The sequence below is a fragment of the Paenibacillus sp. J22R160 genome, assembly GCF_059692135.1.
Genome location: NZ_JCAUAU010000019.1, coordinates 1 through 14,914 on the forward strand (window position 1 = coordinate 1; position 14,914 = coordinate 14,914).

At 46.4% G+C, this 14,914-nt stretch carries 14 protein-coding genes; 11 read left to right on the top strand and 3 right to left on the bottom strand.

The genetic code is table 11. The features are described from left to right. Positions 1–396 precede the first annotated feature (396 nt). Positions 397–1,899 (top strand): LysM peptidoglycan-binding domain-containing protein, encoded by a 1,503-nt coding sequence (locus tag AC58UW_RS26360; protein ID WP_497423532.1) that lies wholly within the window; start codon positions 397–399, stop codon positions 1,897–1,899. 76 nt (positions 1,900–1,975) lie between these two features. On the opposite strand, the gene sigW is transcribed toward AC58UW_RS26360, so the two are convergent. Then, positions 1,976–2,587 (bottom strand): RNA polymerase sigma factor SigW, encoded by a 612-nt coding sequence (gene sigW, locus AC58UW_RS26365; protein ID WP_145661437.1) that lies wholly within the window; start codon positions 2,585–2,587, stop codon positions 1,976–1,978. Between the two features lie 516 nt (positions 2,588–3,103). On the opposite strand from sigW, the gene AC58UW_RS26370 reads away from it, so the two are divergent. The 8 genes from AC58UW_RS26370 to yajC all read left to right on the top strand — a co-directional run bounded on the left by AC58UW_RS26370 (position 3,104) and on the right by yajC (position 11,284). After that, positions 3,104–3,769 carry a BofC C-terminal domain-containing protein gene (locus AC58UW_RS26370; protein WP_497423533.1) on the top strand — a complete coding sequence of 222 codons (666 nt, stop codon included), beginning with the start codon at positions 3,104–3,106 and terminating at the stop codon, positions 3,767–3,769. A 119-nt stretch (positions 3,770–3,888) separates the two neighbouring features. After that, positions 3,889–4,392, top strand: a complete 504-nt coding sequence (gene ruvC, locus AC58UW_RS26375) for a crossover junction endodeoxyribonuclease RuvC (protein ID WP_167069201.1) — start codon at positions 3,889–3,891, stop codon at positions 4,390–4,392. Beyond that, complete coding sequence (gene ruvA, locus AC58UW_RS26380) at positions 4,389–5,018, top strand: Holliday junction branch migration protein RuvA (protein ID WP_497423534.1); 630 nt, start codon at positions 4,389–4,391, stop codon at positions 5,016–5,018. The genes ruvC and ruvA overlap by 4 nt, the downstream gene beginning before the upstream one ends. Before the next feature lie 49 nt (positions 5,019–5,067). Then, positions 5,068–6,075 carry a Holliday junction branch migration DNA helicase RuvB gene (gene ruvB, locus AC58UW_RS26385; protein WP_497423535.1) on the top strand — a complete coding sequence of 336 codons (1,008 nt, stop codon included), beginning with the start codon at positions 5,068–5,070 and terminating at the stop codon, positions 6,073–6,075. Between the two features lie 406 nt (positions 6,076–6,481). Next, positions 6,482–8,674 (top strand): SpoIID/LytB domain-containing protein, encoded by a 2,193-nt coding sequence (locus tag AC58UW_RS26390; RefSeq protein WP_497423536.1) that lies wholly within the window; start codon positions 6,482–6,484, stop codon positions 8,672–8,674. Between the two features lie 10 nt (positions 8,675–8,684). Further along, entirely contained in the window at positions 8,685–9,770 is a 1,086-nt protein-coding gene (gene queA / locus AC58UW_RS26395; protein ID WP_497423537.1) for a tRNA preQ1(34) S-adenosylmethionine ribosyltransferase-isomerase QueA, read from the top strand. Between the two features lie 44 nt (positions 9,771–9,814). Then, on the top strand, positions 9,815–10,954 hold the full coding sequence (gene tgt, locus AC58UW_RS26400; protein ID WP_497423538.1) for a tRNA guanosine(34) transglycosylase Tgt: 1,140 nt from the start codon (positions 9,815–9,817) through the stop codon (positions 10,952–10,954). Between the two features lie 15 nt (positions 10,955–10,969). Then, positions 10,970–11,284 (top strand): preprotein translocase subunit YajC, encoded by a 315-nt coding sequence (gene yajC / locus AC58UW_RS26405; RefSeq protein ID WP_497423539.1) that lies wholly within the window; start codon positions 10,970–10,972, stop codon positions 11,282–11,284. 48 nt (positions 11,285–11,332) lie between these two features. Here the strand turns inward: yajC and AC58UW_RS26410 are convergent, their stop codons facing one another. Further along, positions 11,333–12,172, bottom strand: coding sequence for a phosphatase PAP2 family protein (locus tag AC58UW_RS26410; RefSeq protein WP_497423540.1), 840 nt, complete (start codon positions 12,170–12,172; stop codon positions 11,333–11,335). A 94-nt stretch (positions 12,173–12,266) separates the two neighbouring features. Next, a complete protein-coding gene (locus AC58UW_RS26415) occupies positions 12,267–12,647 on the bottom strand; it encodes a TIGR04086 family membrane protein (RefSeq protein ID WP_497423626.1) in 381 nt (126 codons plus the stop codon). Positions 12,648–12,756: 109 nt separating this feature from the next. Between AC58UW_RS26415 and AC58UW_RS26420 the strand changes: the two genes are divergently transcribed. Beyond that, on the top strand, positions 12,757–14,097 hold the full coding sequence (locus AC58UW_RS26420; protein WP_497423541.1) for an ArsB/NhaD family transporter: 1,341 nt from the start codon (positions 12,757–12,759) through the stop codon (positions 14,095–14,097). Between the two features lie 106 nt (positions 14,098–14,203). Then, a complete protein-coding gene (locus AC58UW_RS26425; protein ID WP_497423542.1) occupies positions 14,204–14,914 on the top strand; it encodes a YetF domain-containing protein in 711 nt (236 codons plus the stop codon).

Genomic DNA, 14,914 nt, shown 5'->3' on the forward strand with positions numbered 1-14,914 from the left:
CACATCCTCGGGTCTACTTGGCATGCAATTGCAAGGAGCAATGGCTATATTTGCAGTGAATCTCAAGCGAATATTAAAATTAACGGATTGAATTTTATAGGGGAGATTCCCCAAATAAGACCTAAAAAAGAAGACATCTCCCACAAAAACTGGGGTAGATGTCTTCCTTTTTGATTTTGATCTTACCGCCGAAGAAAAAACAGTAAGTTTTTCAGTGCCCTCCTTTCAAGCGCGGGGGATTTTTTTTGTCCGAGAGGGGCAAAAGCCTAGAAACGTGCATAAGATGTAATATCATTGTGAATAAGTAGGTGGCTTAGCCAGCAGGTTTTCATGAGAAATTGCTTGTGAATAAGCTTTCAAAGCCAGTTTTTTCTAACGAAAAAAGGAGGTAAGGTGTTGAAAATCCATATTGTCAAAAAGGGAGATACCCTGTACGAGCTTGCAAAAAAATATCATAGTACATTGGATCAGATCATTGCAGTCAACCCGCAAATTGCAGATCCCAATGTGCTAGACATCGGCATGAAGGTGAAGATACCTTCCAAACCGAAGCCGGTCGATCCGCCTGCGTCAGAGTTCGTTTACAAGCACATTGTTCAGCAGGGTGACAGCTTATGGAAGCTTGGAAAAGCCTGGGATGTACCTCTTCAGGCGATGATTGGGGCTAATCCGCAGTTGAAGAATCCCAACGTACTTATGACAGGGGAAGTTGTCTTTGTTCCCAAAATGCATCATGAAGCTAATGGCATGAAGCCACATTCGCAGCCAAAAGCGTCGACGATGCCTTTCGATCATATGCCAGAGGCGCAGCCAATAGCTCCGAGTGATGCAAGCCCGCCGCCATATATCCCAATTCCGGAAGAAACGATGCCAGAGGCCATGCAACCGATGCCTACTGTTCCTACGCTAGAGCAGACTTTGATACCTGAAATGCCAATGGAGGATCCAGGGGTTATTACGCTGCAAGATCCATATGAGCAGCCAGCCGTTCATCCCTTCAAGCAGTTCCATATTAAAGCAACGGAAGTATTCGCCTATCCAGAGGCAACCCAGCAAGAATCCGCGACGTATCCGGCATTTATGCCGTATCAACAGAAACCGTGGGAACAAGCGCCTCATCATGCTCAGATGAATACGTTCCCTATGAACAACGAGGGTTGCGGCTGTGGAGGTCCTTCAATGATGGAACAACCATGGATGACATCCCCAGAAGGGTTTACGGCTGGCCCTGTAGGAAATCCATGGGATGGTTACCAGCACGGCTACCACCATGGCATGCCTGATATGCACACAATGCCAGCTATGCCTAACATGCCTGATATGCATACAATGCCAGCTATGCCTAACATGCCTGATATGCATACAATGCCAGCTATGCCTAACATGCCTGATATGCATACAATGTCGTCTATGCCTAACATGCCTGATATGCATACAATGCCATGTATGCCTAACATGCCAGATATGCATACAATGTCATCTATGTCTAATATGCCTGATATGCACACAATGCCGTCTATGTCTAACATGCCTTACATGCCTGACTTATACCCACAAGGCACTCCTTGGGACATGGGGCAGGCCGGACATAATCCGTATGCTTTTCAACCAGGTCCATATGGAATCCCTTATGCCGGAGGTCACTATCAAGCTCCCTTCGAGTCGCCAATGATGCCGCAGGTTCATACACATCAACTTATGAAAGAAAGCGACAAGGATGAAGTTGTAGAAATCGATATTCGCACTAACAAGCCTGCGAAATCCAAAAACAGCGGCAGCTCCTCCAAAAAAGTGAAATTGGCCGGAACTGACGCGCTCAATGCATTCGTAAGACGTCAGCAAAGAGCGACTTTGGAGACACAAGAAAGTAGACCGAACGTTCCTTGGATTAATTTCTGATAATAATAAAGAAGCCTCCTGAATCCACTGTCCGTGGATTCAGGAGGCTTCTTTATTATTGTAGCTGACGGAACACTTAAGCAATCATCCCGATGGTGAAGAAGACCATGAGGCCAACGACGAAATTCATGCCCCACTTCTTGCGGAGAAGCTCCCGCCCGCGGTGCAGACGTGTTTTGACCGTTGTAATCGGCAAGTTAAGCTTAGTACTGATTTCTTGCAGCGAAAGCTCTTCCAGATAGTAAAGCGTAATGACACTTTTATATTTGTCGGCCAGTTTATTAATAGAAGTGTGCATGTGATCTTGGATTTCTGTTTGCAGTACAGCGTGTTCAGGTGACTGATCCTGACTTGCGAGCTTACTGTAGTAGCTGTAATCATCGTCATGATCGTTCAGCTCAGCATCTAAAGACTGAACAGGCCGTTTTTTGCGCAGCAAATCAATGGCGACATTTTTGCCGATCCGATAAATCCAAGTAGAGAAGTTCTGGCTCTCATCGTAGTGATTCAAATTCAAGTAAACGCGAATAAATGTCTCTTGAACGATGTCCTCCGAATCAGGCCTGTTATGAAGCATACGGAAAGCAAGCTTTTGTATCTTGTTACGGTATAACTCGACTAATTCAACGAAAGCATTGCGATCGCCTCGTCTGGATAATTGAATTAATTGAAGTTCTGCCACATTCATGGTGTTTCCCCTCCTTAGAGTTTTCGTAAGAAAACTGTCTTCGAAAGCATAGGCTTAGCGTTTTCTTTAAGAAAACCGGCTGGTTGCCTTTTTCAAATATATATCGTTTTCCATGGATAAGTATGAGAATATTTCATCTACTTCTGACTATATCATTTCTGTGGCCACAGTCAAATTTTATAGCTATTTTATACTCAGAATATTCCCATTTGTTGCCTGATTTATGGATGTTTGGTTACTTTTCATGTCAGTGGTCGGGTATGAGGCTGAAGTTGAGCGCGGTGTGGAAACGCCTTTTTCAATTTTGAGCATTTCATTCCAAATGGCAACGACTCCCCATAATAGGACAACTCCTATAATCAGGAGTGTTGTACGCTTAATTCGTCTTTTACCTTTCATGATAGAGCTTCACCGTCCGTCTTGATTGGTTTGATGCTACTCTCCCTATGGTAAATGATGTATAGCGTCTCATGCAAATGGAAACAATACGGAAAAAGAGAATAGAAGGGGATACCAGTGAATGTACAACGTTTTTTGAAGCATTGGAAAAGAAGGCTGCGTTGGAAACGCAGTTGGTTGACATTAGGGATGATCTTCCTTGTAGGTACGGTTTGTTGGATCGGATATGCAACAGGCGGTTTTTCAGGTGCAGGCAATTCTTCGACTCAAGCTACGATGGCTCAATTAACACCGATAGACGATGAGCGTCTGAAAGAGGCGGAAGCGACGCTGAGGCGGATTACAGATACCAGAGAAAGCTACCTGCTTAAGTCTTACATTTGCGGCGAAGAGAAGAGTACACTCGGTTTGCAAACCTCAGAGCAGCTGCTGAATATGCAAATGAAGCATCCGAACTGGCTGCTCAGTGTCAGTTCCAACGGGGAGGTCACATTTACCGAAAACATCGAAGATTTGTCTCCGGCTTGCAAGGAGAAAGCGGTATTCGGCATCGATGGCAGCAGCAATCTCTCCTTGTTTAACGGCACTCCCGCGAAAGATAATGTGATACGGACATTTTTTCAACTAAACATTAAGCATTTAGAAAGCAGCCTACCTCCAGATACGGTGGAGAAGCTGCGCGAAGGCATTCGCATCTCTGATATGGAGGAGTATAATAGCGTATTATCAACATTCAGCGATTATGCCGTGGAAGAAACAGAAAAAGCGATGACAAGACCGTAAAAGAGCAAAAATAGTGAGGTAGATGAGGGGAAATCCCGAGTCTATCTCTTTTTTTTGTTATCTGCTATAATGAGAAATGACTACATATGTTCGCTTTTTTTGGATGGGAGAGAAATGCTGTGCGTATTCTGGGGATTGATCCGGGTATCGCGATTGTAGGTTTTGGCTTTATTGATAAGATTGGCAGCAAGCTTGTTCCTGTGCAATACGGTTCAATTCAGACGGAAGCACATACCGATCCAGGTCTGAGACTGAAGGATGTCTATGACGCTACAACGCAATTGATAGAAAAGTATAAACCGGACGCTATGTCCATAGAGAAGCTTTTTTTTAACCGAAATGTAACGACGGCATTCACTGTAGGGCAAGCGCGTGGTGTGATGATTCTAGCCGGTGTTCAGGCAGGTCTGCCAATTGCGGAGTATACGCCGCTTCAAGTGAAGCAGTCCGTTGTCGGCTACGGAAATGCGGAGAAGCATCAAGTCCAGGAAATGGTCAAAATATTACTCAAACTATCGCAGGTGCCTAAGCCTGATGACGTAGCGGATGCTCTGGCGATTGCTATTTGCCATGCACATTCTTCTGCTTTGCAATCTAGAATAAATGAGGTCAGAAAAAGATGATAGATTTCTTACGAGGAAAAGTTGCGCTGCGCGAGAGTGAATATGCTGTGCTGGATGTGAATGGCGTAGGTTATCGCGTATTTTGTCCTAATCCCTATGCGCTTTCGCATAAGGATAATGAGGATGTTACGATGTTTATCCATTATCACGTAAGGGAAGATGCTCATTTGCTGTTCGGTTTTATCTCGCGTGATGAGCAGGCTTTATTCCGCTTACTGCTGGATGTAACGGGGATTGGACCTAAGGTAGCTTTGGGCATTCTGGCGGCAGGCGGAAGACCGGAGGCTGTTATTTTGGCGATTAGCCAAGAAAACTTGGCATTCCTAACGAAGCTGCCCGGCATCGGCAAAAAGACGGCGCAGCGGATTATTTTGGACCTCAAGGACAAATTAGGTTCGGTGACGTTCTCAAGTCCTGAAGCTGCTGTAGCTTTAAGCGTTGTGGGCTCAGCCCAAATTACGGAGGGCGGCCAAGCTTGGACAGAAGCGAAAGAAGCTTTGATGACGCTGGGTTACACGGAAGCGGAAGCGGACCGCGCATGGCTGCAAGTGAAACCAAAAGCAAATCCTTCGGATTCTGTAGATGTTTTGATGAAGCTTGCCCTGCAAGCCCTGTATACGATGTAGCAATCAATGAAGATAGCTTTCCTAGGGGAAAGCTCTTAGGAGGATCACCATGGATAATGACCGGATTATATCAGCTAATTTGATGATGGAGGACAACGCCATAGAGTATAGTCTGCGTCCCCGTTATTTGGCTGAATATATCGGCCAGAAGCAGGCTAAGGAGAACCTCAAGATTTATATTGAAGCCGCCAAAATGCGCAAGGAAGCGTTGGATCATGTGCTGCTCTATGGACCGCCAGGGCTCGGGAAGACGACCCTGTCCAATATCATCGCCAACGAGCTTGGCGTGAGCATTCGAACGACCTCCGGCCCCGCGATTGAGCGGCCGGGCGATTTGGCTGCCATCCTGACGAATTTACAGGAGGGCGACGTGCTCTTCATCGACGAGATCCACCGCCTCCACCGTACGGTGGAAGAGGTGCTGTATCCGGCGATGGAGGACTTTGCCCTTGATATTATTATCGGCAAGGGGCCGAGCGCACGCTCGGTGCGGCTGGACTTGCCGGCGTTTACGCTGATCGGCGCGACGACGCGCGTCGGTTTGTTGTCTGCGCCGCTGCGCGACCGTTTCGGAGTCGTCAGCCGGCTGGAGTTTTATACGGTGGAGGAGCTCACCTACATCGTTTCCCGCACGGCCGACATCCTGCAGGTCGGCATCGTCGGTGAGGCTGCGCGCGAGATCGGCATGCGCTCGCGCGGAACACCGCGTATCGCGAACCGCTTGCTGAAGCGGGTTCGCGACTTCGCGCAGGTGAAAGGCGATGGCATCATCACGCTGGACATCGCCAAAGAGGCGTTGAAGCGCATCCAGATCGATGACCTGGGTCTGGATGAGATCGACCATAAGATGCTGAGGGCGATCATTCAGAGCTTCCAGGGCGGCCCTGTAGGGCTGGAGACGATCGCTGCCACCATCGGTGAAGAGAGTCAGACGATCGAAGACGTCTACGAGCCTTATTTGCTGCAAATCGGATTTTTGCAGCGTACTCCGAGAGGGCGAACCGTGACGCCGCAGGCCTATCATCATTTGGGCTTGCCGGTGCCGGAACAGCGGTGATAGGAAGAACATGAGAAGGAGCCGAGGGGCTCCTTTTTTCTTCTCTGATGTCCTCCCGCCGCACCCACCTAGTACTCCTCGTGCCCCAACAGCCCATATGGGAACTGTGATCCTCTATTCAGCGGGAATCCGGCATTTTAATTGCTGAAGCGGAACTACAGGACTCTATTTCGTCGTTTTTGACCTAATAGGGCAGTAAGACAGATCAATAAGGCCCTGTAGTTCCGTCCAATGCGCTCAACCAGCTATTTTCGACAAAATAGCGGCTCTGAGTTCCCCTAAACCACGCGCTGCGCCTGACATATTTCACACCTCAGCCTTTTTTCTTCTTCTACGAAGCAAAACTTCTGCGCCTTGCTAGAGTCTAACTTAATAGAATGCTGCAAAAGAAAGGAAATATTGTCGAATGAAACGAACAAAAAAGCTGTTAGCCCCTAGGACACTAGCTTTGATTACGACGGCTGCTTTAACTTTTGGAACAATTCCAGTGCTAGCTATTCCTGCGCAAGCAGCGGGATTATCGCATTTGGATGAAGTGCGTGTTGCCTTATTCATAGATTCTGCCAAATATAAATTAGTAGAACCGGTTACCACCCTAGGCTCGACAGGCGGTATGGATATCCTTGTACGCAGTTCAGCAGGAGCTGCCGAGCAGCTGTGGCTTTCCGTCCAAGAGAGCGCCATCCGTATGTCGCTAGATCAGTACAGTGTCATGATGCTGGAAACGACGGACTTTGCTGCAGCGAAGGGTTTAAGCGCGAAGCTCGCCACGATGTCGGCAGATGGTTATGTGCTAAGCCGGGTGAAGCAAGGGAAAACGGTGTTTCAAGTATTTTACGGCAGCTTCCCTGCGGTGGAAGCGGCAGAAAGCGCTTCAGCTCAAGCGCTTAGGGATGCGACAGTGGCTGCGTTTACGAAGCAAGCTCCTCCTGTGTTAACGGGGCCGCTACACTTAAGTGCTGGCACGTTTGCGTCAGAAGCTGCAGCTTTGCAGCAAGCGGCTGTTTATACAGGAGTTGGAATTCAAGCGGACCTGGCCTTGCAAGAAGATGCGACAGGCAAGCCAGCTTATAGTGTATGGATAGGCAATGAAGCGACTCCTGCCCAGTTAGAAGTGGTGAAGCAGGCTGCTATGCGAGCGATCCCTGCCATTCCTTTGCAAGCCGCCAATACGAAGGTATCCTATCTCATTCGCAAATCAGATGTAACAGCGTCAACGAATGGAACCACACCCGTTCCGCATTTCGCAGCAGGAGCAGGTCAGCAGAAAACGCTGATTCACTCCAAAAGTGACGCGATAACGGTAAAAGAAAAAGCAGACCGCAAGTATCGTGGCGACATGGAAATAAGTACATATCAGAATAAATTAGCATTGGTGAATGAAGTGCCGATGGAGTCATATTTATATGGCGTGCTAGGCGCAGAGCTTAGCTCCGATTGGCCTGCCGAGGCGTTGAAGGCCCAAGCCGTTGCTGCCCGTACGTTTGCCATTAAACAGGGAAATAAATACGAAATCGCTCAAGTGACGGATACGACGTTAGATCAGGCTTATTACGGTATGCAAAAAGAGTTTGCAGCAGGCAATCAAGCGGTTGATGCCACGAAAGATGAAGTCATTTCGGATAAAAGCGGATTGATTTCGCCTGTGTTCTCATCGAACTCCGGAGGCATGACAGCAGATCCGTCTGAGGTTTGGGGAAATCCTGTGGGTTATTTGCGTAGTGTGTCTAGCCCTGATCAAGGAGCGGAAAATGGCAAAGCGAACTGGTATCGCATTCAATTGGCAGATGGCCGGTTGGGTTATGTATCAGCTATGTATTTGAAAGATAGCGGCCAGAAAGATAAGAATGGCACTCCCTACTATGAGTGTACGGAACAAAACGTCAACGTTCGGTTGGCGCCGTACGTGGACAATACAGCGAATCCCTCAATTGATCAGCTTGCGGTTAAGGAAAGGGTACTCGTCGTAGGCCAGGAAAAAGAGTCAAATGCTTACTCATGGATGAGAGGCCCTTATACGGCGAGTGAGATGAAAAGTAAATTAGCAGCGGCAGGGGTAACGGTTAACGGGGAACTAACCTCATTAGAGGTATCTGCACGAGGCCCTTCTGGGAGGGTTACGGAACTCAAAGCGAATGGAGTTGTGGTGAAAGTGCCATATCCTGACGCCCTGCGCACCGTGCTTGGCGGATTACCCAGCACCCTGTTTGAAATTGAAGGAGCAGGAAGTTATACTGGTAATACCCCTCAAGGATCGAATTTGGCCATCGTGGGAGGAGGAAGTACCCAGACAGGCAACGTTAGCGCGGACTCCGTCTATGTGCTATCCGGTAATCAATCCCAGCCTACCCCACTCAAGAAAACGGATTTGACTGCTTTAGGCACCACAGGGTTGGCTAAACCAACGGATCCGTCAGGAACTCCAAACACACCTTCTGTTACCCCAACGAAAGGTAATCAATTCGTTTTCCATGGCACCGGCTATGGTCATGGCTTAGGAATGTCCCAATGGGGAGCAAAAGGTTTTGCTGAACAAGGCTATGATTATAAAAAAATACTTCAGACATATTATGCTGGAGTCAACATAACTAAGGAATGAATACACACACATGGATGTACAAGCATTTGACTTTGAATTACCTGAATCATTGATTGCCCAGACGCCGCTGCTTAATCGCACGGCGTCTAGATTGCTTACGCTGAATAAACAGACCGGAGCAATTGGTCATCAGACTTTTGAACAGCTCATTGACTATCTGGAAGCCGGGGACTTGCTCGTGATGAATGATACACGAGTTATTCCAGCACGGCTCTTTGGCGTGAAGAAAGACACGGGAGCTAAGGTCGAGCTTTTGCTTTTGAAACAGCTCGGCGAGGATCGTTGGGAAGCCCTGGTAAAGCCTGGGAAGCGCATGCAGCTGGGAGCTGTAGCCGTATTTGGCATCAACCAAGATGGCGCGCAGGATGAAGAGCCTCTATTAACGGCGGAAGTCGTTGAAGTTGGAGACATGGGAGCACGCGTGCTTCAATTCAGTTATAAGGGCATTTTTAATGAAATTTTGGATCGATTAGGGGAAATGCCCCTGCCTCCTTATATTAAGGAACAGCTGCCGGAGAGAGAACGCTATCAAACCGTGTATGCCAAACACGAGGGCTCAGCCGCGGCGCCGACGGCAGGACTTCACTTCACAGAGGCTTACTTGGATAAGCTGAGAGCGAAGGGAGTTCGCCTCGCATTCGTTACCCTGCATGTTGGACTAGGAACTTTCCGTCCTGTATCCGTAGACACCATTGAAGAGCATCAAATGCACGCGGAATATTACGTGCTTTCCTCTGAAACAGCAGCGGCGATCAATGAAACCAAAGCTACAGGTAACCGCGTAATTGCCGTAGGAACGACTTCTGCACGAACATTGGAAACCGCTGCAGGTCTCAGCCGTGAGCAAGCAGGCACGCAAGCAGGGAAGCAATTAGTTATCCAGCCCTCGCAGGGATGGACAAGCATCTTTATTTATCCGGGTTATACCTTTGGGGTCGTGGATGCTTTGTTAACGAATTTTCATTTGCCGAAATCAACTTTGCTTATGCTGATTAGCGCTCTGGCGGGCAGGACAAATGTGATGCAGGCTTATGAAGAAGCTGTTCGAGAACAGTATCGCTTTTTCAGCTTTGGGGACGCAATGCTTATTTATTAATAGAAACAAAGACTAGAGGAAGCTTAGAATAGGAAGTGGATGTAATGACAGCAGCAGTAACGTACGAACCGATTAAAACTTGTAAACAATCCGGTGCCCGCTTGGGCCGGGTTCACACCCCGCATGGTGTCATTGAAACACCGGCTTTCATGCCGGTAGGCACGCAGGCTACGGTGAAAACGATGAGCCCTGAAGAGTTGAAGACCATGGATGCTCAAATTATTTTGAGTAATACGTATCATTTATTCATTCGTCCTGGTCATGAAATCGTAAAATCCGCAGGTGGATTGCATAAATTCATGAACTGGGATCGCCCTATTTTAACAGATAGCGGTGGGTTTCAAGTTTTTAGCTTGAGCAACATGCGCAAAATCACCGAAGAAGGCGTTACATTTAAATCCCATCTGAACGGTGACAAGCTTTTTCTTTCGCCTGAAGTAGCAATGGAAATACAAAATGCGCTTGGCTCCGATATTATGATGGCCTTTGATGAGTGCCCTCCGTTCCCGGCAGAGTACGATTATGTGAAGAAATCACTGGAACGTACGACACGTTGGGCAGAGCGTTGCTTGAAAGGTCACAGCCGACCGGAAGACCAAGGTTTATTCGCAATTATCCAAGGCGGGATGCACGAGGACCTGCGCAGAATGAGCGCGGAGCAGTTGACTTCCATGGATTTCCCGGGGTATGCTATTGGTGGACTGAGTGTTGGAGAGCCTAAGCATTTGATGTATGAAGTGCTCGATTATACAGCACCTTTGATGCCGGCTAACAAACCGCGTTATCTGATGGGCGTGGGTTCTCCCGATGCATTGATTGAAGGCGCTATCCGCGGGATCGACATGTTCGACTGCGTACTGCCTACAAGGATCGCCAGAAATGGGACCTGCATGACAAGCGAAGGCCGTCTTGTGATTCGGAATGCGAAGCATGCGACCGACTTTGGTCCACTGGATCCCAAATGTTCGTGTTATACCTGCACAAATTATAGCAGAGCTTATATTCGACATTTAATTAAAGCGGATGAAACCTTTGGAATCAGATTAACAACGATTCATAACCTTCACTTTCTACTACAGCTTATGCGTGACGTAAGGGGGGCCATTATGGAAGATCGCTTGCTCGATTTCCGTGATGAATTCTTTGCTTCTTATGGGCTGAATGATAATGAAAGAGGATTTTAAGAAAGGAGGATACCTATGTTTCTATTGGCTGAAACTACAACTGCGAATACTGGAGCGGTAGGATATTTGTATACATACGGGCCGTTAGTGCTCATGTTCGTAGTTCTCTATTTCTTACTTATTCGTCCACAGCAAAAAAGACAGAAAACAAGAAATTCAATGCTTGGCTCTTTGAAAAAAGGAGATAAGGTCGTTACGATTGGCGGTCTTCACGGCACGATTATGGAGATCACAGACGACATTTGTGTGCTTCGTGTCAACGATGCAACGAAAATGACTTTTGATCGTTCTGCCATCAATGCTGTATCACAAACTGCAGCAAAGGAATAAAATAAAAAAGCGAGAACCTTCATCAGGCTCTCGCTTTTTGTTTGGCTTTTAAAGCTCATTGTTCTTTAAAGATCGTTTAAGCAGCGCTTGTTCGCCAAGAATTAGACGTCCTTCGGAAATGCGCAATCCCAATCTTGCGGCTACAACGCCGAGCACTACACCGGCACACATATCGGATAACCAATGGATACCCAGATAAAAAATGGTGAAAATGATAAAAGCAGAAGAAATCGGTACGAAAATTTTCCAAAATGTATTTCGGCTCTTCACAGCAATGACAGCCATCGATACGGAGATCGACGTATGCAGGCTAGGGAAGCAATTATCGAGCCCAGACAGCGGGCGATAGTCCTGCTCGAAGGTTGGGAATACATCCAGAATAAGCAGCTTAACACTTGGATGAAACGACCATACTTCGTTAACTGGAAAGAACAGATAAAACGGAATGGCTATCATATAGTTGAACATGAGTGCGTAACAAATCGCGTAGAACAGTTTATAGTTTTTCTTGAATGTATAAAGAGCAATGGATGTAATCATGACGGATGGAAAGATCACGACATAGAAATAACTGCTGATCACTGTCAATATATCATTATGGAAGTAATGTTGAATCGCTGAAACAAAGTTTCCTTCAATGCTGTAGATAGATTTGGTAAAATCAGCTTTATAGTCAATTCGTTTTTCGACCCACATTTCGAGCTTATTAAAAAAGAGGATTGTGATGAGTGCTACGAAGTGGATTAAATATTTACGGGACGTGAATATTTCTTGTACGAAGCTTCCGGCGATAACGAACGGATTTTTTCGTGTGGCGGCAATTAGAAAAATAATGACTGTGATAACTATATAGACCGTTGCATGTGTCATAGACTGAAACGGGCTCATGGTGTTTTCCCCCTAATATTGGAAATTATAGCGAATATAACTATGATATTATACCACAATCATAGGGGGATAGTGATATTTTCACGGAAACGTCTTATTTCTTCGTGTTAACGCCAAGGATGCCTCCAAGTGCTCCTGATGCAAATAAAATACCGAGCAATTGCAGGGATTGAAGATTCAATCCTGCGTCAAAAGCTAGAAAGCCAACCAAGAAAATAAGGATAAAATAGACGAATCCGACGAGTCCCCCGTGGTACCAGCCGCGGTTACCGGCTCTTTTGCCTGAAACCCAGCCTCCGATAAACAGCGCAGCAGCATGGATAATTGTACTTAACGTATGCAAGGAACTCTCTTGTGTGCTAGTTAGCAGCAAAAATAACGATGTTACTATTGTTCCAATTGTCATCATGCTTAATGAATAGGCGAGTCCGGAAAATAAAGGAGATGTTATTCGAACCTGACTGACCGTTTTCATGGGGTTCACAGGCACCAATCCTTTCGTATATTCGTTCTTTTCATTATCATCATTGTATGGCCAAGCACATAGAATTAGTACAGACTGTTCAAAGGGAAGGTGAATAATTATGGCGGAATTTTCTCAAGGACCCGCTCTATGGCAGGCTATTGCAGCTCTTATTATTTTTGTTGCCGCTTATGTTTGTATCTTGATTGAGAAGTGGGACCGCATGTATACGGCGCTTGGAGGAGCTATACTGATGCTTCTGCTGGGTATTATTCCGATTGGAAAAGCACTTACAACCTACGCAAATTGGCATGTTCTTATATTTCTTATTAGTTTATTTGTGATTGCCGGCCTTTTTCAGAAAACAGGACTTATCGCTTTTACGGCAAGCAAAATCATACGCGTGTTTCGGTTACAGCCCTTTACAATATTAATAGGTTTGTCGGTACTTGCAGCTGTAACTTCTGCCTTATTAAACGGTTTGCTCGCCATTGCTATTATCGTTCCGATACTGCTCAAAACGACGAAGATGATGAAATTGTCGCCTGTTCCTTTTCTGATTTCTGTGTTGTTATCAGCGAATCTCGGCGGTGCTTCAACGCTTATGGGCAATTGGTCCAATAGGTTGATTGGTGCAGCCGAGCATATAACAACCGGAGAGATGCTTATGAAGATCGGACCGCTTGTTGTTCTCATGCTGGCCATCGTGTACCTCGCGATATGGTTTCTCTATGGAAGGAAAATGATTATTCCTGAGACGTACAAGCGGGAGGTTCTTAGCTTACAGCCCGATGCTTACTTAGTAGAAGATCGTGTCCAATTTCTTGGTGGCTGCATCATTTCCGGAGCAACACTATTAGCCTTTTTACTTCAAGGTATTTTGGGCTGGCAGGCATCCTATATCGCTGCAGGTGGAGCAGTAGCGCTGCTCGCGCTCAACTACGATGACATCGTCCAACTTTTCAAAAAGAGAGACTACCGTTCCGTATGGGGTGGCTTACTCGAAACACAAGGGTTGTTTTTCCTAGGATTGTTTATCATGGTCGGTGGATTAACGTATGCCGGGATATCGGGATTCATCGCTGTTAGAGGGTTGGAAATGAGTCAAGGCTCTATTTCGTTCTTGTCGATTCTTGTGCTATGGCTAACAGGCTTTGGGTCATCGGTTGTGGATTATGTTCCTTACACCGCGGCTATGATTCCAGTAATCGAACATGTAGGAACGGACATGAAGAGTTTTTCCCAAGGATCCATCCAGCCGCTGTGGTGGTCGATCATCGTTGGTACTGCCATTGGAAGCGGGGTTACGCTCTTTGGTTCGATATCGAACATGTATGCGGCAGCGCTCACCGAGCAAGAAGGAGGAGGGCTGAATTCTCGTAACTATTTCATGATTGCAGGGCCGATCTCCTTGGTTTTATTCATCGTAGCTACGATCTATTTCAAGTTGTTTCTGCTCTAATTCCCAACAATTGAATACGTAAAATCTGCATGATGAAGTGCATCAGCGGTCAGAATACCAGTGAACTCCGAGAACAAGCAAGAAGCTTAGATCAGGGAGGCTAGCGATGGATATTCTGACCATTTTTTTACGTACCGTGCTGATCTACTTTGTCGTTTTTCTGATGCTCCGTCTCATGGGAAAACGAGAAATCGGGAAGTTATCGCTGTTTGATCTGGTTATTTCGATTATGATTGCAGAAATTGCTGTTTTCGTGCTTGAAGATGTTGAGAAGCCTGTCATGGATGGGATTGTTCCGATGGCGACACTGGTGCTCATCCAAATCATCATCGCCTATGTAACATTAAAAAATAGAAATCTCCGGATTCTATTTGACGGGGAACCTAGCGTGATTATTAAACAAGGATTGATCGACCGTGAGGAAATGAAGAAACACCGTTATAACCTGGATGATTTGATGCAGCAGCTAAGGCAGAATAAGGTCATGAATGTCGCGGACGTGGAGTTTGCCGTTCTTGAGCCTTCGGGGAAGTTAAGTGTAGTGGAGAAAAGCTTGAAAACGAAAGAGAAAGAGAAAGAGAAAGAGAAAGAGACAGCGATCGACGAACACGGCTTAAAAGGCACGATTCGTTACGAGGGTCTTCCGCTGCCTCTCATTATGGATGGCAAAGTACAGGATGATAATTTAGAGAAAATAGGAAAAACGAGATTTTGGTTAAAAAACCAGCTTCAATTCAAAGGAGCTCGCGATTTCAAAGAGGTATTTTACTGTTCCATCGATCACAGAGGCAGAATGTTTCTAGACCGTAAGAGATAA

Excerpts from the sequence above, each read along its gene's own strand:
- AC58UW_RS26415 (WP_497423626.1), bottom strand. The coding sequence starts at position 12,647 with ATGAAAACGGTCAGTCAGGTTCGAATAACATCTCCTTTATTTTCCGGA.
- ruvA (WP_497423534.1), top strand. The coding sequence starts at position 4,389 with ATGATAGATTTCTTACGAGGAAAAGTTGCGCTGCGCGAGAGTGAATAT.
- tgt (WP_497423538.1), top strand. The coding sequence starts at position 9,815 with ATGACAGCAGCAGTAACGTACGAACCGATTAAAACTTGTAAACAATCC.
- sigW (WP_145661437.1), bottom strand. The coding sequence starts at position 2,587 with ATGAATGTGGCAGAACTTCAATTAATTCAATTATCCAGACGAGGCGAT.
- queA (WP_497423537.1), top strand. The coding sequence starts at position 8,685 with ATGGATGTACAAGCATTTGACTTTGAATTACCTGAATCATTGATTGCC.
- ruvB (WP_497423535.1), top strand. The coding sequence starts at position 5,068 with ATGGATAATGACCGGATTATATCAGCTAATTTGATGATGGAGGACAAC.
- AC58UW_RS26410 (WP_497423540.1), bottom strand. The coding sequence starts at position 12,172 with ATGAGCCCGTTTCAGTCTATGACACATGCAACGGTCTATATAGTTATC.
- AC58UW_RS26390 (WP_497423536.1), top strand. The coding sequence starts at position 6,482 with ATGAAACGAACAAAAAAGCTGTTAGCCCCTAGGACACTAGCTTTGATT.
- AC58UW_RS26425 (WP_497423542.1), top strand. The coding sequence starts at position 14,204 with ATGGATATTCTGACCATTTTTTTACGTACCGTGCTGATCTACTTTGTC.
- yajC (WP_497423539.1), top strand. The coding sequence starts at position 10,970 with ATGTTTCTATTGGCTGAAACTACAACTGCGAATACTGGAGCGGTAGGA.
- AC58UW_RS26420 (WP_497423541.1), top strand. The coding sequence starts at position 12,757 with ATGGCGGAATTTTCTCAAGGACCCGCTCTATGGCAGGCTATTGCAGCT.